This is a genomic window from Sorangium sp. So ce1036, from assembly GCF_051369805.1.
In the GTDB taxonomy this organism is placed as follows: Bacteria; Myxococcota_A; Polyangia; order Polyangiales; family Polyangiaceae; genus Sorangium; species Sorangium cellulosum_F.
Genome location: NZ_JBBMOX010000001.1, coordinates 3,381,379 through 3,399,916, shown reverse-complemented (window position 1 = coordinate 3,399,916; position 18,538 = coordinate 3,381,379). Strand labels below are relative to the sequence as shown.

Sequence of the window (18,538 nt, the reverse complement as noted above, 5' to 3'; positions counted from 1 at the left end):
GCCGGCGGATTCCACCGGGATCCGTCGAGACGCCGCGCCGGGCGGCCGGCCGCGGTTTCCTCCAGGAAACCCGCGCCGCCGGCGGGCGCGGCGGCCCGGAGGGCGCCCAGCCGACGGTGCGCGGTCGTGCGCGCTTGCCCTGCCGCACGGCGCGGTGTTTCCTACCGCGGTGTCCCCCAGGAAACCTCGACCGTAGCCGTCTCCCCGAGGAACCCGCGTGACCCTGCTCGACGCCGTGCTCAGCCTGTCCGAAGCGCCCTCCCGCCACGAGGCGCTGCAGCGGATCCTGCGCGCGCTCGCGCGCGTGACGGCGGCGGACGCGCTCTCGGTGCTCACGGCCGCGGACGACGGCTCGGTCGCGGTGACCGCGCAGATCGGGCTCTCGCCGGCGACGCGGGGGCTCTGCTTCCGGCCGGCGGAGCACCCGCGGCTCCGCCGGGCGACGCTCGCGACGGGGCCGATCCGGTTCCTCGATCCGAGCGAGCCCGACCCGTACAACGGCTGGCTGCTCGGCAACGCCGGCGAGATCCACCCGATCCACGCCTGCATGGCCGTCCCGCTCCGCGTGGAGGACCGGCTCGCCGGGCTGCTCACGCTCGACGCCTGCGATCCCCACGGCCTCCGCGATCTGCGCGACGAGGAAGCGCGGGTGTTCGCGGGGCTCTGCGCCGCCGCGCTGCGGCTCGACGCGTCGCCGGCGTCCGCCCCGGAGGCACGCCGCCTGGTCTCCCCCGCCCCCGGCGCCCCGGCGGTGCCCGGCCGGTCGCTCGGGATGCAGCGGGTCGAGCGCGAGATCGCGGTGCTCGCCCCGCTCTCGGTGCCGGTGCTCGTCACGGGCGAGACGGGTGTGGGGAAGGAGCTCGTCGCCCGCGCGCTGCACGAGCGGTCGCCGCGGGCGAGCCGGCCGCTCGTGGTCGTCAACTGCGCCGCCATCCCGGCGCAGCTCGTCGAGTCGGAGCTCTTCGGCCACAAGAAGGGCGCCTTCACCGGCGCGACGGCGGCGCGCGCCGGCCGGTTCGAGGCGGCGCGCGGCGGGACGGTCTTCCTCGACGAGGTCGGCGAGCTCCCGCTGGCGGCGCAGGCGCAGCTGCTCCGCGTGCTGCAGGAGGGGGAGATCCAGCCGGTCGGCGACGATCGGGCGCACCGCGTCGAGGCGCGGGTGGTCGCGGCCACGAACCGCGATCTCCGACGGGAGGTCGACGAGGGGCGCTTCCGCGCCGACCTGTTCCACCGGCTCTGGGTCTACCCCATCTGCGTGCCCCCGCTGCGCGAGCGGCGCGAGGACATCCCGGCGCTGTGCGAGCGCTTCGCCGCGGGGTTCGCGGTCGAGCTCGGCGCGAGGCGGGTGGATTTCACCGAGGCGGCGCTGCGCGCGCTCGCGCAGCGCGACTGGCCGGGCAACGTCCGCGAGCTGAAGCACGCGGTCGAGCGCGCCGTGCTGAGCCGGACGGTGGCGGACGGCGAGGGCGCGGCCGGCCGGGAGCTCGTCCTCCGCCTGGAGGACGTCGAGCCGTGGGCGGGCGAGCGCTCCCGTGCGCCCCGGATCGAGCCCCCCGGGCCGTGGCCCCTGGACGCGGCGCGCGAGCGGCCCGTGGAGCCCCTGGCCGAGACGCTGGAGCGGGCGCGCCGCGAGGCGTTCGCGCGCGCCTTCCAGGCGGCCGGCGGCAACGCCGCGATGGCCGGCCGGCTGCTCGGCCTGAGCCGCTCGTTCGCGTACAAGGAAGCGGTGCGGCTCGGGCTCCTCCCCGGCCCGGAGCCGCAGCGGCGCTGAGGCGCTCTACCGCCCCGGATCCGCGGCGCCGATCCCCTCCAGCGGCACCCGCGCGAGCGCCGTGTAGCGCGCGCCCTTCGGGGTCAGCTCGCTCTGGTAAACGACGAGCTCGCGCACCTGCGTCTCGCCGAAATCGACGCCCTCGATCCGCTGCGCGCACGCCTCGAGCGCCGGATCCCCCCGCGGATCCCGCGAGCGCGCGAGCGTGAGGTGCGGCGCGAACGGGCGATCCTCGGGCACGTAGCCCGTCGACAGCGAGAGCGCCTGCTCCAGATCGCGGTGAATCGCCGTGAGGGCGCTCACCGCGCCGCCCACGCCGAGCCAGAGGACGCGCGGACGCCGCCGCGTGCCGAACGCGCCGCCCTTCTCGATGCGCAGCGTGAGCGGCCGGTGGAAGCCGGCGACGCTGGCCGCCGCGATGACGAGCGGCAGCCGCTCCTCTCCGATCTCGCCCATGAAGGCGAGCGTGATATGCAGCCCAGCAGGCTCCACCCACTTGGCGGACGGAGCCAGCGGCGAGATCTCCCGGAGGAGCTCTCCGACCCTCGCGAGGAGCTCGGCTCCCGGATCAACAGCGACGAAGACGCGCACAGCTCACCTACGATCACCTACGGCCAGTTACCACCCACAGACTTCACCCTTGTTCTGATCCTTCAGCCATTTCCGGAGCGGCTCGAAGTACTCCAGCATCGCGCCCGGATCCGCCTCGGTCTCCCCCGTCATCACCTGGAGCGCCTCCTGCCACGTGCGGCTCGCGCCGAGCGACAGCATGGCGCGCAGCTTCTCGCCCGCCGCCTCGCTGCCGTAGATCGAGCACGTGTGGAGCGGCCCCGTGTGCCCGGCCGCCTTGCACAGCGCGCGGTGGAACTGGAACTGATAGATGTGCGCGAGGAAATACCGGGTGTAAGGGACGCCCGCCGGGACATGGAACTTCGCCCCGGGGTCGAAGTCGGCCTCGGTGCGCGGCACGGGCGGCGCGACGCCCTGGTACTTCAGCCGCAGCGCCCACCACGCCTTGTTGTAGTCCTCCGGCCTCGTCTTGCCCGCGAAGACGTCCCACCGCCACTGATCGATGAGCTTGCCGAACGGCAGGAACGCGACCTTGTCGAGCGCCTGCTTGAAGAGGACGTTGATCTGCCCCTTCTCGTCCGCGGGCAGCCGGTCGACGAGCCCGAGCGTCTTCAGGTAGCTCGGCGTCACGGAGAGGGCGAGCGTGTCCCCGATCCCCTCGTGGAAGCCGTCGTTCGCGCCCGACTGGAACAGGATCGGGAGCTTGTAGTACTGGCTGTAATAATAGATGTGCCCGAGCTCGTGGTGGATCGTGATGAGATCCTCCTCGGTCGGCTCGATGCACATCTTGATGCGCAGATCGTTCCGGTCGCCCACGTCCCAGGCGCTCGCGTGGCAGACGACCTCGCGATCGGCGGGCTTCTTGAACAGCGACCGCTCCCAGAAGGTGCCCGGCAGCGGGTCGAGCCCGAGCGAGGTGAAGAACCGCTCGCCGAGCGCGACCATCTGCTTCTCGTCGAGCTTCTTCGCCTTGAGCTTGCCCGTCACGTCGAGCGACGGCTGGCCCTTGTACGGCTCCATGAGCGGGTAGACGTTCGACCACTGCTGAGCCCACATGTTGCCGAGCAGGTGCGCCGGGATCGGGGCCTTGTCGCCGATCCTGTCCTTGCCGTGGATCGCCCGCAGCCGCGCGCGCACGTAGCAGTGCAGCTCGTCGTAGAGCGGCTTCAGCTTGCCCCAGAGCCGATCGGTCTCGGCCTCGAACGCGTCGGGGGGCATGTCGTACCCGGCGCGCCAGAGCGCGCCGAGGTCCGGGAAGCCGATCTCCGCGGCGCCCTTGTTGCCGAGGGCGACGTAACGCTCGAACTTCGGCCGGATCGGGGGCGCGATGGCGTGCCAGCCGGTCCACGCCTCGAGCAGCTCGTCCCACTTGCGGCTGGTCCGCAGGATCCGGGAGAGATCGTTCAGCGTGAGGCACTCCGGCGCCGCGGCGCCCGCCTGGGCCTTCTGCCCCGCCGCGGCCCTCGCGGGCGCGGCCCCGGCCGGCGCCGCCCGATCCGCGGCGCCCTTCGGGCAATACTTGCCCTTGCCGTACATGCTCGTCATCTCGATCGCGAGCGCCGCGAGCTCCGCGCGCTCGGCGGGATCGCTCGGGGCCGGCAGCGTGGTCCCGACCTTGAGGAGCGTGAGCTGCCGCGCGAGCTCCCCGGGCAGCGCGAGCCCGTCGAAGCGCCTCGCCGCCTTCATCGTGCGGTTGAGGAACTCCATGGTCGCCTCGTCGGCAGCGGCCGCGAGCGCGTCGGTGTCCTCGGTGATGAAGTTCTGGTTGACCCACGCCGCGCGCGCGGACTGGAGCCGCAGCCGGCGCAGCTCCCTGTCGACGTCGGCCAGGAACGCCTGCGCCTCCGCCGGGGTCGGCGCCGCGGCCCGCTGGGACGCCGCCGGCGCGCCCGCCGTCGACGCCGCGGCCGCCCCGGACGCTTCTCCACCCGGGATCGTCGGCGCCGCGGCCGGCGATCCGGCGCCGCCGCAGGCCGTGCCGAGGCCGAGCGCGACCAGCATCCAGGGGCGCAGGAGGGGTGTCCGGGCGAGGGCTTTGCGGATCACGGGCCCTTCATACACGCCGGACCGTGCCGAGGGAACCCGGAGCGACGCGCCGCCGCCGCGGCGCGCCCCCGCCCCGCTGCCTCCCTCGCGACCGGGACGAACCGGCCGCCGTGACGGCTGCCAAGCCGCCGTGAAGTGCCGTTACAATGCGGACCCACCATGAGGAATGCGCCCGCGCCCTGGCCCACGACCCCGGCGATCCTCGGCGTCGCCCGAACCCTGCACGGCGCCGCGCCCTGCGGCCGCGGGCACACCGGGGGACGGCGATGAGCGACCTCGAGAATTTCTCGTTCGTGATCCCCGGCGAGCTCGCCGGCATGGCCTACCCGCACGCGCCGCGGGCGCTCGCGGAGCTCGTGGAGCTCGGCTTCCGCAGCGTGGTGTCGCTGTCGCGGCGGGCGCCTCCGCCGGGCGCGCTCGGGCCGCTCCTCCACCTGCACTGCCCGCTCGCCGACTTCACGCGCATCCCGAGCCTGGATCTCCTGCGCGCCGTGGCGTTCCTCGGGCGCGCGCCGTCGCCGATCGTCGTCCACGGCGAGGGCGGCGTCGGGCGCACCGGCGTCGTGCTCGCGTGCCGCCTGGTGTCGCTCGGCCGGTCCGCGGCCGAGGCCGTGGCCGAGGTGCGGCGCGCGCGGCCCGGCTCGATCGACGATCCCGAGCTCGAGGCGTCGGTCGAGGAGTTCGAGCTCTTCTACCGGGGCCAGCACGATCACGCGACGCTCGCGCCCTACAACCTCGCGCCGGCGTCGCCGCTCGATCGCGTCGTGCACGGCGCGGAGCGCCCCGGCTTCGGCATGGCGCTCTGGTCGGCCTCCGGGATCCGCTCCTCCGTGAGCGTGCCGCCGCGGGCCGGGGACGCGCCCGACCCGAGCGAGGCGCCCGTGGAGGCGTGGCTCGGCTTCATGGCGCGGCAGGGCATGCGCGAGGTGCTCTGCCTGCTCGACGACGACGAGCTCTCGGCGCTCCGGGTCCCGCTGATCAGCCGCTACCAGCGCGAGTTCCTCCGCGTGACGCACGTGCCGCTCGAGGGCGGCGCGCTCCCCACGCGGGGCGCCCTGGAGCGCGCGATCGCGGCGCTCCGGCGCGCCGAGGAGGGCGGCGCGCCCGTCGTGGTGCACTGCGCGTCGGGCGCGGGCCGCGCGGGCGTCGTGCTCTCGGCGTGGCTGCGCGCCCGGTACGGCCTCGACCCCGACGCGGCGATCGCGACGGTCCGCGAGCACGCGCGGCGCTTCGGCGCGCGCCGCGAGCCGCTTCAGGCGGGGCCTCCCGTGCGGGAGCTGCTCGCGAGCGTGCGGGCCGGCGGCTGAGATCACGCGGCGGCGTCGGCCGCCCGCCGCGCGCGCTGCTCGCGGTACATGCGCAGGCCGAACGCGCCGGCCGGCTCGGCGCGGAGCGCCTCGACGAGCGCGCGCAGGGCGGCCGGCAGCCCGGCGAGCTCGGGGAGCGGCACCGGGTGATGCTCGGGCAGGAGCACCGGCGCGGCGAGCGCGGCGAACGTGAGATCCGCGGCCGAGAACCGGTCGCCGGCGAGGAACGGGCGCCCGTCGCGGAGGCGCTCGTTCACCGCGTCGAAGGCCGCGCGGATCTCGCCCCGCGAGCGCTCGGCCGAGGCCGCGTCGATGCGCATCGCCCGCCGCATGACCGCGCGGGCGACCGGGAAGTACGCGCGGAACATGCGCGGCCCGAACCAGGGCGGCGGCGCCGCGGCGCCGCCCTCGGGCGAGCGGAACGAGCGCGCCATCAGCGAGAACGCGGCCGCCTCGTCCGGCAGCAGGTGGAAGTACACGACGCGGCGGGTCGCGGGGCCGAGATCGCGATCGAAGCGATCCTCGAGCGACGCGACCTCGGCGCGGAGCGCGCCGGGCGCGCGCGGGAAGAGCGCGCGCCCCGCGGGGACGAACGCGTCGAGGTAGCGCAGGATGTCGGTCGAGTCGGCGAGCGCGCCCGACCGGGTGACGAGCACCGGCACGGTGCGGCGGCCGCCGGCGCGGAGCGCGGGCAGCGCGTGGGCGAGCGGGAGGTGGCCCTCCTCGCGGTACGGCACCCCGGCGCGATCGAGCGCCCACCTCGCCTTGTCGCAGTAGTGGCTGAACGGGATGGTGATGAGGCGGAGGGGCGCGCCGGCGCCGTGATCGGTCATCGAGGAGCTCCGTGCGTGGACAGACCCGGGCCGGCGACGCGCCCTCAGCGCCGGATCTCGAAGAGGTGGAGGCCGTACGCGGGCAGCTCGACGCCGAGGCCGCGCGACGGGTCGACCAGCTCGTCGCCGTCGCGCGGGTGCTCGTTGCCGGTCATGAGGTCGACGAGCAGCACCTTGCGGCCGGCGACGCCGGCGACGTCGAGCGGGATGCGGCACCCGCCGCGCGACGGGGCGAAGTTGACCACCGCCACGAGCGGCGCGGCGGTCCGGGGCGCGCCGCGGGCCGGGAGCGGCTCCCAGCGGTACGAGACGAACGCGTCGGCGCCCGGGCCGCGCGGGGCGAGCGTGGCGAAGCTGCCGGTGCGCAGGATGGGGCGGCGCACGGCCGCGAGCAGCCGCTCGTGAAAGGCGAGGCACGCCTCGTCGACCGGCTCGGCGGCCGCGCGCGCGAGGTGGAGCGAGGCGCGCACGGTCCGCCCCTCGATCTGGCCGTGGTGGATGAAGCGCATCCCGGGCACGGTCGCGGCGATGAACGCCGCGGCCCGCCGCCGGTCGGGCGGCAGCACGGCCGCGATGCGCGGCTCGTCGTGGTGCTCGATGAACCGGATGCTCCGCCGCTGGTAGTCGGGCGTCGCCCCGAGGTGGCCGCGGACCGACGACGCCGAGGCGTGGCTCAGCCGATCGTAAAGGCTCCTGTCGAAGGTGTAGTCGAACCCGAGCATCTGCAGGCGCCACTCGAGATCCCAGGCGGCCTCGGCGACGAAGACGAAGCCCGGGTGATCGCGGCGCACGGCGTCGATGGCCTCGGCCCAGAACTCGCCGCTGGCCTGCGCCTGGCCCGGCGCCGGCGGCCGCTTGGACCACGTGCGCCGGAAGTCGTCGTCGAGCACGAGCATCGCCATGTCGCAGCGGACGCCGTCGCAGCGCGCGGCGATGCTGCGGAGCGCCTCGATCGACACGGCGCGCGTCTCGGCGAGGCGGAGGTCGAGCTGGGCCGTGTCGGGCCAGGGCGGGAGGTAGGGATCGCGCCCGCAGAGCGGGGCGCCGTCGTCGTCGGCGATGAAGCACGCGGGCCGCTCCTTCACCCAGTGGTGGTCGCGCGCGACGTGGTTGGGGACGTAGTCGAGCAGGAGCCCGATGCCGCGCGCGGCGAGGCGACGGCGCAGGTCGGCGAGGCCGGCGTCGCCGCCGAACGCGGGGCTCACCTCGTACCGCGCGATCGCGAACGGGGAGCCAACCACGTCGGCCTCGGTCCAGTCGGGCAGCACGCGATCGTACTCGGCGCGCAGATCGGGGTGCGTGCGCGAGATGCGCGGGCCCTCCTCGCCGAGCGTCCACACGCCCATCAGGTACACGTAGTCGACGCCGAGCGCGGCGAGCCGGTCGAGCGCCGCGTCGGGCACGCTGGCGAGCGTGACCCTGGCCCTCTCCGTGCGAGAGAGCTCGTGGAGCCAGACGCGCGCGAAGATCGCGTACAGCAAGGGATGCTGGTGGGCGGGGACTAGGGAGCTCATCGAATGACTCGGGACGGCGGGCCCGCGAGGAGGTCGCGGGCGGGCGGCGTCGGCTGGATTGTCGGCGGGCTCGGGTGCTCGCCGCAAGGGCGATCGGAGGACGCGGGCGTCGTCGCCCCGGGGCGTCCGCCCCGGCTGCCGGCGCCACCTCATCGCGGCGCCCGCGGCGCGCGCCTCACCGCGGCGCGCGCGGCTCGCCGCGGGGCGCGCGGCGCCTCCGGGCGAGCGCGGCGACCGCGCCCAGCGCGACGAGCGGCAGGGCGAGCGGCGTCGCGTCCTCGTCCGGCGCCAGCCGGCAGCCGCAGCCGCCCTGCTTCGGCTCGACCGGGGGCGGCGCCTCGTCGGGCGGCGCCGCCTCGCTCATCGCCTCGTCGCTCGGCGCCTCCGCGTCCGCCTCCGCGGGCTCGCTCTCCGGCGCCTTCTCCGCCGCGTCGCCCTCCTCGGCGCCGTCCTTCTCGGCCTTGTCGTCCGTCTTCTTCTTCGTGCCGGTGAAGACGATCGCGCGGCGGTCGATGACCTCGTTGTCGCCCAGGAGGGTGATCTTCTGCTTCGAGCCCACCTGCACGCCGTCGCTCGCGCGCTTGATCACGAGATCGTACTCGCCGGCCTCGAAGCCCCGGTCGCGCCGGAGGACGAAGTCGAACTTGGTCCTCGAGAAGATCTTGCCGCTGCCGTCGGAGAAGCCGACGTCCATGCTCTCGTTGATCGACTGCTGGTTGTGCAGCGGGATGCGGTTCAGGATCGGCTTGTCGGGCGACTGGTCGGTGAGCGCCCGCTCGTAGTGCACCGTCGGCGTGAACGAGAACAGCATCGGGATGTGCGCGAGGTGCGGCGTCCCTCCGTAGTTGATCGTCATCTTGAGCTTCCAGCGGCCGTCGTTCTCCTTGGGCGAGCGATCGACGATGCTGACGCTGCCGGCCGCGTGCGCCGCGCGCGCGGGGAGCCACGCGCCGAGCAGCGCGAGCGCGGCGGCCACGAGGCGCGCGAGCAGGAGCCGGCGGCCGCCGCGGGCGGGGCGGCGCGCCGTGCCGAGGTGGGCAGGGGCGAGGCGATCGTCGGATCGCCGCGCGGCGCGCGGACATCGCGCGCCGGGCTGGGACAGGAGACCGGTTCGAGATCGGGCGGTTCGCATGCGCAGCACGCTACCAGGGATTTCATGGAAGCGAGCCGCCGGCGAGCGGGGCGACGCGCGGGATCACCGCGGGGGGTCACCGCCGCGCGCGGGCGTCGCGCCGCCGCGCGCCGGCGTCACTCCGGGAACCAGAGCAGCTCGTCGGAGGTGGGCTTGTAGCAGGCCTGGCGGCCGGCTTCCTCGTTGTCGGTGCAGCTCGCGTTGTCGAGGCAGTCGATGATCTCGTAGCGGCCGCCGGCGTTGTAGATGGTCGTGAACATGACCCGCTGGGCGGACTCGAGCTTGCTGAACGCGTCCTTGCAGACGGCGACCGGCACGTTCTCGCAGCGGAGCATGCGCGCGCAGCGCGACTCGATGACGGGCTTCGCCGTGGGCTCGTCGGGGTTCAGGTTGACGGCCACCTCGTCGTTGCACTCCAGGATGATCTGGTCCCGGTCCGGAGAGCTCTCGGCGGCGGCCTCCATGCGGCGCGAGAAGCAGCTCGTCATCGCGCGGAGGTACGTGGGCGAGGAGGTCGGGTACGCGGCCTTGCACGCGCTCATGTGCTCCCAGGAGTCGCCGGCGCGATGGAGCCTCGCGAGCGCGGCGCACCACTCGGCCTGGGCGGCGGCCACGGGGCCGCGATCGGGGAAGTTGGTGGGCCTCGCGGGGCAAGCGGAGAGGACTCCGAGCATCGACGCGGCCACCGCGATCGGCAGGGCCAAGGATCGAAGGGCGGGCATGGGCGCGACCCTACCACGAGTGCCGCGCGGAGACGGAGTCTCCGCCGACGCGGCGTCGCCGGTCACGGCCGGTCCGGCAGGATCGCGCAGCCGAGCCGCGCGCCCCCCCCGCGGAGCAGCGCCCCCCCGCCCGGGCCGAAGGTCACGCCGAGGTGGGGCCCGCCCTCGGGGCCGACGCGGAGCTCGAGCGCCTCGACGCACAGGGCGTCGCGGTCGCCGGCGAGCAGCGCCGTCGCGGGGACGTCCTCCTCGAACAGCGGCGCCCCGGTCCTCGCGGCCACCCGGAGCGTGGCGGGCAGGTCGGCGATGAAGCGGTGCGACGGCCGCGCCCCGCCGCAGGCGCCGGCGCCGATCTCGCCGAGCGTCGCGACGGAGCCGAGCGGCTCGAGCGGGCCGACCTCGGCGCGCGCGAGGTCGAGCGGCCCGGCGAACACCTCCCCCGATGCGGCGGAGTAGCCGACGAGGGCGACGCCGGGCGCGTCGAGCCGTCGGGCGAGCGTGAGCCGCGTCCCCGCCACGCCGGGGACGGGCGCGAGCCCGGCGATCGGGAGCGTGGCCTCCCGGGTGGCGAGGAGGAGCGCCCGCTTACCGGCGTCGAAGGCGAGCAGGTCGCCCCCCGGGAGCTCGGCGGTCACGGCGAGGGTGCCGGCGTGCTCGAACGGCCGCAGCGCCGGCCGCGCGGCGCCGGCCAGCAGGCCCCGGGCGCGCCGCGCGCGGCGCGGCCCCCGCGGCTTCTGCGGCGGCGGGTCGAGGAGCAGCAGCAGATCCGCGGGGGCGCCCGCGCCGGGCGCGAGCAGCACCGGGACGGTCTCGCCCGAGGCCCAGGTGAGCGAGCGGTCGCGGAGCGAGACGCGGCGCGGCGCGGCGGACCTCGCGAACGGCAGGAGCACGTCGGCGGTGAAGACGCCGGCGCGGAGCGAGCCCAGGACGGGGGACGGCGAGGTGAAGAGCGAGACGACGGGGGGCGCGCCGGCGGCGGGCCGGCCGGGCGCGGGCTCGCCCGGGGCGGGCGGAAAGGACGAGGCGTCGTCCTCGAGGCGACAGGAGACGAGCAGCGGCGCGGCGGCGGGCGGCGCGGGGCTCGCGGCCGGGGTGAAGGGCGGCGCGCCGCGCGGCCGCGGCGGAGGGCCGCCCCAGCCGAGCCGGACGAGGCCGTGGTCGCCCATCGCGCAGCCGATCGGGGAGCAGGCAAAGGGGGTGCTCTCGTCGAGCGGGGGCTCGATCCCGCGGGCGGGCGGCCCCTCGACGGGGCGCCACGAGCGGCCGCCGTCGGTCGACTCGAAGAAGGCGGGCGGGTCGTCGCCGGTGGCGGCGAGCGCGAACCGCCCGCCGACGACGACGCGCGCGACGGCGGGCGGGAGGGGAAACACGGTGAGCCTGCCGCCGGGCTCGATGCGCAGGCCGGCGACGCGGCCGCCGCGACGGCGCGAGCGCGGCCGCGCCGCGGGCGCGCGCCCGTTCACGCCGGGCGCGCCGCGGGACAGCGAGGCGGGGTCGGCCTCGTCCGGCAGGTGGAGCCAGCCGCGCACGGCGCCGTCGTCGTCCTCCCAGAAATCGCTGTCGATGAGGCGCGGCGACGCCGCGGGATCGGCGGGCGCGGGAAAGAGGCCGCCCGCCAGCGCCGGATCGTCGTCGCGCGCGCGGATCACGCGGACACCCTCGGGCGCGCCGGGGGCGCGGCGCGCGCGCGCCATGCCCGGGGCCGCGGGGCGCGCGGGGGCGCGGCGCCCCTCCAGCACGAGCGCGGTCACGGCGCCGCCCTCGCCGGGGATCCACCGGTAGAGGCGGCGGGCGTCGTCGCCCTCGATCCGGCGCTCGATCCAGTCGCCGCCGGCGGTGCGCACGCACACGCGCGCGACCGGGGCCGCCGCGGGGTCCGCGCCGGCGGACGCCGCGCGCGCCGCGCCGGCGGCCCGCCCGCCCCGAAGAGGGGGCCACGGGCCGGAGCCCCGGGGCGGCCTCCCGTCGTCCGGCGGCGCGGCGTCGTCCGGGCCCTCGGGGAAGTCGTGGAGCCCGGGCGGCGTGCTGCCGCATCGACCGGCGAACGCGAGGCGGCCGCGGTCGTCGCCGAGGAACGCGCCGCGCGGGGCCGCGAGCGGATCCGGGTCGCGATCGGGTGATGGGAACGTCGCCTCCAGCCTCGGCGCGGAGAGCGTCGCCTCGAAGCGGAGCACGTGGGCGGCCTCGTGCGCGCACGCGAGCAGGACGTCGTCGCCTGCCCGGAGCGGCTGGCAGCGCGCGTCGCGCCGGTCGAGGCCCGCGAGCTCGGCCTCGGCGAGCGGGCGGCCGGTCGCCGCGGCGAGGACGGCGACACCGTCGTCGCGGGCGACGAGGAGCCGGCCGCCGGGGAGGAGGGCGCCGGTCGCCGCGGCCAGCGCGAGCGCGCCCGGGGCGAGCGCGCGGCCCGCGGGGGCGTCGTGGAGCGGGTCGCGCGTCGCCGGGACGTCCAGCGAGGGCGCCGGGGTGCCGCGCGGCGGCGCGGGCGCGGCGGGCGCGAGGCCGGCGGCCGTGACGTGGAGCGCGGGGGCGCCGGACGGGGCGAGCAGCGCGACGGCGTCGTCGCGCTCCTGGAGGAGCGCCGTGACGAGCCCGTGCGTCTCGAGCACGTCGATCCAGGTGGCGCCCGCGTCGAGCGTGACCGAGGCGCGGCCGGCCATGTCGAGGCGCGCCGCGCGGCGCGCGTCGAGGGCCACCGCGTCGGCGACGCCCGCGACCCCGAAGCGGCGCAGGGAGAGCGTGGCGGGGTCGAGCTCGAGGAGGCCTCGATCGCTGCGCAGGAGGATCGACGCGAGGTACGGCCGCGCGCCGCCGGGGGCGCCGACGTCGGCGACGGGCGCGAGCGCGCCGAGGAAGCCGCCGGCGCGGTAGACGCGGCCCTCGGACCACAGGACGAAGCCGCCGCCGAGGCGCGCCGGGATGGACCGGAACCCGCGGAGCGGCTCGGGCGCGGGCGCGGCGGCGAGCACGACGCCGCCCTCGAGGCGCACCCGGAGGCCCTCGTACAGCGCGGGCTCCGGGCGAGGATCGGGCGCGCCGTCGCGGTCGTCGCCGGCGGCGTCGAAGAGGACGCCGACGCCCTCCGTGAGGACGTAGCGCGCCGGAGCGAGCGGCGGCGCAGCGGCCCGCGGCGCGGCGGCGGCCCGCGGCGCTGCGGGCCGCGGCGCGCGCTCCGGGGCCGCGCTGCATCCGGCGGCGAGGGCGAGCGTGACGACGAGGACGGCGCGGGAGGGCCCCCTGGATGGGCTCACCCAGCGCACTGTAGAGGATCTGAAAATACACCGCCGCGCGCTCGTGGTCGAACCGTCCGCCCCGCCGCATGCCCGCGCGGATTTCCCTCCTCTCACCGCGCGATCGCCTCGCACCGGACCGGCTGCCGCACCTCCTGCCCGGGCTGGATGAGCACCAGCGCGCCGCCTCCCGCCCCCGGCGCCGGCCCGCTCCATGCTGGAACGACGCCCGATCGCCCGCGGCCGCCCGCGTCGCGCCCGCGGTCGCCCGCATCGCGCCCGCGGTCGCCCGCGGCGTCCGCGCCGAGCGGGGCCGCCGGGTTCGGCCCGGCGAAGCGCACGAGGAGCTTCTTCAAGGCCCCGGGAGGCTCGTAGTAGCCGAAGTCCGCCTCGAAGCGCTCGTCCCGCACGTTGAGCTCGATGGCGTCGAGGCACGCGCGGTCGCGCGACCACCGGATCACCGCGACGCCCGCGGTGCCGGCCTCGGTGACCCCGGGGAGCGCGCCGGGGACGAGGCCGATCTCGGCGTCGAACGGCAGGACCACGCGGGCGTCGTCGCGGCGCGGCGCGCAGCGCGGCGCGCTCCCCACGTCGAGCTCCCCGAGCGGCGCGAGCGCCTCCTCGGGGCCGAGGGTGCCCCGCTCCGGATCCACCGCCGAGAGCACCGCGCCGCCGGACCTCGCGACCGCGACGAAGACCGGCGCGCCACCCCGCGCGCCCGCGCCGTACGCGAAGCGCGCCCGCTGGGACGTCGTCCCCGCGACGCGCGCGGTGCGCTGCGCGCGGAGCTCCTTGAGCACCGGCGCGCGCGCGCCGGGCCACGCTCCCGCCGGCGCCGCCGCCCCGGGCCGCGCGCCCCCGTGGAGATCGACCGCGCTGACCACGAGCCTGTCGTGCCGGGGGCTCAGGAGCATCACGCGGCCGCCGAGATCGACGCCGACCGAAGGCCGCGCGGCGCAGCCGCCGATCGATCGCGTCACGCCCGCCGCGTCCAGCACGCTGGCGAGGCAGGTCTCCTTCGGGCCCACCGCGACCGGGGCCACGCGCCCCTCGCGATCGATCACGTGCCCGAGCTGCGCCTCGTAGGGCCGGTACACGAGGCCGGCCAGCCCGGCGCGCGCGAGCGGCACGCGCGCGCGGTGGATCTCGGCGCGCACGTCGAGCGGGGCGATCCAGGCGAGCTCCGCGTCGGCGCCGGGCGCCGGCAGCGCGCCGCTCCCGGGCGGCAGCGTCAGCGCCCCGATCGTGCCGAGCCGCAGCGGGCTCGTGGGGCCATGCGGCGCGGCGACGGCGCCGAACCACCCCGGCGACTCCGGGACGCGCGCGGCGGCGAGCGGCCCCGCGAAGGCGCACGCGAGCCGCACGACCGGCGGCGGCGGCACCGGCCTCGAAGGCGCCCTGCGCTCGCGCAGGGATCGCCCGGGAGGAGGCGGCCGGAGAGCCGCCTCGGGCGACCGCGCCCCGGGCGGCTGCGCCTCGGGCGGCCGCGCCCCGGGCGGCTGCGCCGCGCGCGCCGCGTCGGAGGGCGCGGCCGACGCCCACCCGAGCCGGAGGAACACGCCGACGCGGCAGCCCACCGCCGAGCAGCGCTCGAGGTGCGCGACCCCGCGGCCCGGCGGCGGCGCGACCGGCGCCCAGCGCTTGCCGCGATCGACCGTCTCGAAGAGCGCGCCGTCCTCCGTCGCGGCGAGCGCGAAGGGGCCGGACGCCGCGATCGCGGCGGCGCGCGCCGGCGTGGGGAGGCGGCGCAGCCGGCCGGCGGGGTCGATCGCGATCGGCGCGACGCCCGCGCCGCCGTTCACCGGGAGCCACCCCTCGATGCTGCCGTCGGCGAGCGCGGCGAGCGCGCGCGAGAGCAGCGCCGGGCTGCTGTCTCCGTACCGGGGGAGCACGAGCGGCGGCTCGCTCCGCGCGAAGCGCACGACCCGCAGCGCGCCGCGCGCCTCGACGCGCTCGCTGTCCCGCAGGAACGCGCCGGGGCGCGCGACCAGGGCGACCGCGCCCCCGCCGCGGCGCGGGATCCAGGCGAGCACGTCGGTGGCGTCGGCCGGGTCGAGGCGGTGCTCGACCCAGGCGCCCGGCCCGCGCCGGACGCAGAACACCGCGCTCTGCTGCGCCGAGCCCGGGGAGACCGGCGCGCGCGAGATCGCGTCGAGATCGAGCCGGGGCCTCGGCAGCCCCTCGCACGGCCCCACGTAGCCGAGCGCCTCGCCGTCGACCCCGACGAAGCGATCGGTCCCGGGCTCGCGCGCCGGCCGGAGCTCGAACGTGCGCTCGATCCGGGGCGCGCCCGGCCCGCCGGAGAGGTCCACGACGCTCGCGCGGTCCGGGCCCGTGCAGACGGCGAGCAGCGCGTCGGCCGCGCGGAGCGGCGCGCACGCGCCGCTGCCCGGCGGCAGGGCCGCGACCGAGGTGGCGCGCCCGGTCGCGAGATCGACGCGGCCGACGCGGCCGTCCGCGGCGATCACCGCGCCGCCGCCGGGGAGTGGCAGGCCCGAGGTGACGGCCTCCTCGAGCTGGGTGAACGGCGCGCGGTGGCTCCACCGGGGATCGCCGTCGGCCGGCGGCCGCGGGCGCGGGGCGCGGGGCTGGCCGAGGCGGCCGCTCGCGTCGAGGACGCGCTCCATGCCGCCGTCCAGGGAGACGACGATCTCCTCGCCGCGGACCTCGAGCGCGGTGGCGTCGCCGAGCTCCGCGGTGACGTCGCGGTAGGAGGCGCCCGCGTCGAGCGTGAGGAGCGCGCGCCCGAAGGCGGTGAGCGCGAGCGCGCGGCGCTCGCTCGCCGCCGCGGCGGCGACCACGGACGGGAGGCCGAGCGGCCGCAGCGCGCCGCTCGCGCCGTGGGCGGCGAAGCTCCCGGCCGTGGTGATCAGGCCGAGGCCGTCGAGCCACGGGAACACGCCGGCGACCTCGCCGGGCAGGGTGCCGAGCGCGCGGAGCTCGCCGGAGAAGGTCCGCGACGCGTGGAGATCGCCGCCGCTCCAGAACAGGTAGCGCGGCCCGGGGGGCGCGCCTGTGCCTGCGCCCGCGCCCGCCCAGGCGGGGAACGCGGCGCCGCCGGCGAGCTCGGGGCCCCCGGAGCCCACCGGCACGAGCTCCTCGAGGCCGCGCAGCTCGACGCGCTGGCCGTCGATCACCGCCCGTTCGACGCCCTGGCCGTCGATGATCGCGCGCTCGACGAGGCCGAGCTCCGGCGGCGCGACGTACCGGACCGGGCCGAGCGCCGCGACGGAGGCCGCGCGGCGCGCCGGCGCGGCCGCGGCGTGCGGCGCGGCCGCGGCGTGCGGCGCGGCCACGGCGTGCGGCGCGATCACGGCGTGCGGCGCGATCACGGGCGGCGGATCGGCCCCCCCGCAGGCCGCGGGCGTCGGCGCGACGAGGAGCGCCAGCGGGAAGAGCGCGCGCGGGCGAGGAGGCGTCCTCGCGCTGCGCCGGCGCGGGAGGCCGGGCGGCGCGCCGGCCGTGTGGAGGTGCGTGCGCTTCGCGTGGATCAAGGCCATGGCGGCGGTCCGCCCGTACCACCGAGGGTAGGGCGAGCGCGCCCGGATCCTCAACAGCGCATCGGGGCGAGCGCGCGCCGCGGGAGGAAATGCGGCCGCGCGATCCGGGCGCGCTCACGCGAACGTGGTCTTCGCGGAATCCTGGGCGAACCTGGGCGATGCGGCACGAGCGCGCCGGAGAAGGAAACCGCCAGGGGTCTGGATGCGTGGAACGAGAGCGGCCGCGAAGCCCGCGATGGCTGTCGACGGCCGCCCTGTGGCGACCCCCGGCGGCGTGATGCGCCTGCGAGCGCCCGCTCGCAGCCTTCGGCGGGCCGTCCCTGCGCCCGGCGGAGTGACACTACGTGTGTACAGACGTTTACAGGAGAGCATGCGGAATGACACTACGTGTGCCCGAACGTTTACAGGAGAGCATGCGGAATGACACTACGTGTGCCCGAACGTTTACAGGAGAGCATGCGGAATGACACGACGTGTGCCCGAACGTTCACAGCGCGGGGTGCTGATGAACGCGCTCGCAGGCGACGTCGTGCAGCCCATCGCGCGCGGCTGCCAGCGCGCTCTCACGGCGCGACGTGCACAGGCAGCCGTGCGGCGTGTCCCTGTGCGGCCGCGTCGGCGGGATGACGGTGGGCGGGCATGCGCAAGCCGACGTATACGTCGCCGGCCCGCTGGGGGTTTCGGTGAGCGCCCATGTGGACTGGATCGGTGGGAGCAGCCTCGTGCTCCCAGACCACGTGTCCATGGTCGTCGTTGCCGGCCCTGTGCTTCGATGAAGTATCCCGCGAGCTCGAAACGAAGCCTGTTGCACGAACGGTCTTACGCAACGTGGATTGCTCAGGAGATCGAGTCGACCGCCCAGCGCTGCGGTACCACCACGACTGCGGGAAGTTGCCCCGGATCAGCAGAAGAACCGCCATGGCGCCAACGACGCCAAGAAGAGAGGGGAAGCGCTGCCCCTCCATTTTCCCCTTCTACTTCCCTGGTTCCTTGGCGCCCTTGGCGCCATGGCGGTTCACCTCTCGGTTCGACTTCCCGCAGTAGCGCCACGCATTCGGGCGCGGGCTCCGCCCGAACGCGAGCCCATCCTCGGCGGCGACGTCCGTCCGCCTCGACCTCCACGCCCCGCCGCGGGGGCTTCGCCGCGCTCACACTCGAGAACTCCCGCCCCGGGCGTGACAGCGCGCCGAGCACGCTCAGGGCTCAGGGCTCAGGGCTCAGGGCCACGCCGACCTGCGCCTCGACCTTCGATGGTCCGCGCCCAGCTCGGCCGCGACGATGTGCAACCCGCTGCGCTCAGCTCGGGCCCGGCTTCGGACCGGGGCGAGGTGGACAAGCCGCCGCCGCAGGGACGCAATCCTTGCCCTGAATCCCAGTTGACATCGCCCCCCCCGCACACGCATCTGGAAAAACTTGGGGGTGGGGCATGCGCAACAGGCTGAAATTGAAGGCAATCCCTGCTCTTATTCCTCTCGGTCTCACGGTGTGGGCGTGCAACTACGACGTGGGTGAGTGCTATCTCAGGGGGGACGGAAGGCACAGGGGCCGGAGACCCCTACCCACCGGGGTCAGCAGCCACGGGGGACTGGCACGGAAACGGTGACGACGTGGGGAGCGGCGCCACGGAGGAGATGGCAGGGTGCACGCCCGACAAGACGTGCACAGACATGTTCGTCGACTGCCAAGAAATCGGCGGCGAGCGCATCACGGGATATCCAGGCTGCGACAAATGGCGCCACACATCGCGCAAGAGCTGCCTTGAAGCCTGCCAATCGGGCACACCATACCCGCCTGCGTGCAAATGCAGATCATGCGGATTCAGATGATGAACAAGCCGACACAGGGCGCAGTCTACGTTGCCATGGGCAGGGTTGCCGGAGCGGCTCTAGCCAAGGTTGCATCCCCCGTCGTGGTCG

The 18,538-nt window shown here is 76.5% G+C and carries 10 protein-coding genes; 2 read left to right on the top strand and 8 right to left on the bottom strand.

Features of this window, described 5'->3' with window-relative positions; genetic code table 11:
• Positions 1-217 precede the first annotated feature (217 nt).
• A complete protein-coding gene (gene norR / locus WMF31_RS13065; protein WP_436602257.1) occupies positions 218-1,771 on the top strand; it encodes a nitric oxide reductase transcriptional regulator NorR in 1,554 nt (517 codons plus the stop codon).
• A 6-nt stretch (positions 1,772-1,777) separates the two neighbouring features.
• Here the strand turns inward: norR and thpR are convergent, their stop codons facing one another.
• Both thpR and WMF31_RS13055 read right to left on the bottom strand, forming a co-directional pair.
• On the bottom strand, positions 1,778-2,362 hold the full coding sequence (gene thpR, locus WMF31_RS13060; RefSeq protein ID WP_436602256.1) for an RNA 2',3'-cyclic phosphodiesterase: 585 nt from the start codon (positions 2,360-2,362) through the stop codon (positions 1,778-1,780).
• A 27-nt stretch (positions 2,363-2,389) separates the two neighbouring features.
• A complete protein-coding gene (locus tag WMF31_RS13055) occupies positions 2,390-4,342 on the bottom strand; it encodes a M2 family metallopeptidase (RefSeq protein WP_436606550.1) in 1,953 nt (650 codons plus the stop codon).
• A 311-nt stretch (positions 4,343-4,653) separates the two neighbouring features.
• Between WMF31_RS13055 and WMF31_RS13050 the strand changes: the two genes are divergently transcribed.
• Positions 4,654-5,694 (top strand): phosphatase domain-containing protein, encoded by a 1,041-nt coding sequence (locus WMF31_RS13050; RefSeq protein WP_436602255.1) that lies wholly within the window; start codon positions 4,654-4,656, stop codon positions 5,692-5,694.
• A gap of 2 nt (positions 5,695-5,696) precedes the next feature.
• On the opposite strand, the gene WMF31_RS13045 is transcribed toward WMF31_RS13050, so the two are convergent.
• The 6 genes from WMF31_RS13045 to WMF31_RS13020 all read right to left on the bottom strand — a co-directional run bounded on the left by WMF31_RS13045 (position 5,697) and on the right by WMF31_RS13020 (position 16,622).
• Positions 5,697-6,527: a glutathione S-transferase family protein gene (locus WMF31_RS13045; RefSeq protein WP_436602254.1), complete on the bottom strand. Its 831-nt coding sequence runs from the start codon at positions 6,525-6,527 to the stop codon at positions 5,697-5,699.
• 44 nt (positions 6,528-6,571) lie between these two features.
• Positions 6,572-8,041, bottom strand: coding sequence for an alpha-amylase family glycosyl hydrolase (locus tag WMF31_RS13040; RefSeq protein ID WP_436602253.1), 1,470 nt, complete (start codon positions 8,039-8,041; stop codon positions 6,572-6,574).
• A 175-nt stretch (positions 8,042-8,216) separates the two neighbouring features.
• Positions 8,217-9,173 (bottom strand): MYXO-CTERM sorting domain-containing protein, encoded by a 957-nt coding sequence (locus tag WMF31_RS13035; protein WP_436602252.1) that lies wholly within the window; start codon positions 9,171-9,173, stop codon positions 8,217-8,219.
• A 116-nt stretch (positions 9,174-9,289) separates the two neighbouring features.
• Complete coding sequence (locus WMF31_RS13030; RefSeq protein ID WP_436602251.1) at positions 9,290-9,895, bottom strand: hypothetical protein; 606 nt, start codon at positions 9,893-9,895, stop codon at positions 9,290-9,292.
• 62 nt (positions 9,896-9,957) lie between these two features.
• Positions 9,958-13,143 (bottom strand): hypothetical protein, encoded by a 3,186-nt coding sequence (locus tag WMF31_RS13025; RefSeq protein WP_436602250.1) that lies wholly within the window; start codon positions 13,141-13,143, stop codon positions 9,958-9,960.
• A 92-nt stretch (positions 13,144-13,235) separates the two neighbouring features.
• The gene (locus WMF31_RS13020; protein ID WP_436602249.1) at positions 13,236-16,622 is read right to left on the bottom strand and encodes a hypothetical protein; all 3,387 of its coding nucleotides are present in this window, start codon (positions 16,620-16,622) and stop codon (positions 13,236-13,238) included.
• Positions 16,623-18,538: the final 1,916 nt, after the last annotated feature.

Excerpts from the sequence above, each read along its gene's own strand:
- WMF31_RS13055 (WP_436606550.1), bottom strand. The coding sequence starts at position 4,342 with ATGCTGGTCGCGCTCGGCCTCGGCACGGCCTGCGGCGGCGCCGGATCG.
- WMF31_RS13050 (WP_436602255.1), top strand. The coding sequence starts at position 4,654 with ATGAGCGACCTCGAGAATTTCTCGTTCGTGATCCCCGGCGAGCTCGCC.
- WMF31_RS13045 (WP_436602254.1), bottom strand. The coding sequence starts at position 6,527 with ATGACCGATCACGGCGCCGGCGCGCCCCTCCGCCTCATCACCATCCCG.
- WMF31_RS13040 (WP_436602253.1), bottom strand. The coding sequence starts at position 8,041 with ATGAGCTCCCTAGTCCCCGCCCACCAGCATCCCTTGCTGTACGCGATC.
- WMF31_RS13035 (WP_436602252.1), bottom strand. The coding sequence starts at position 9,173 with ATGCGAACCGCCCGATCTCGAACCGGTCTCCTGTCCCAGCCCGGCGCG.
- WMF31_RS13030 (WP_436602251.1), bottom strand. The coding sequence starts at position 9,895 with ATGCCCGCCCTTCGATCCTTGGCCCTGCCGATCGCGGTGGCCGCGTCG.
- WMF31_RS13020 (WP_436602249.1), bottom strand. The coding sequence starts at position 16,622 with ATGGCCTTGATCCACGCGAAGCGCACGCACCTCCACACGGCCGGCGCG.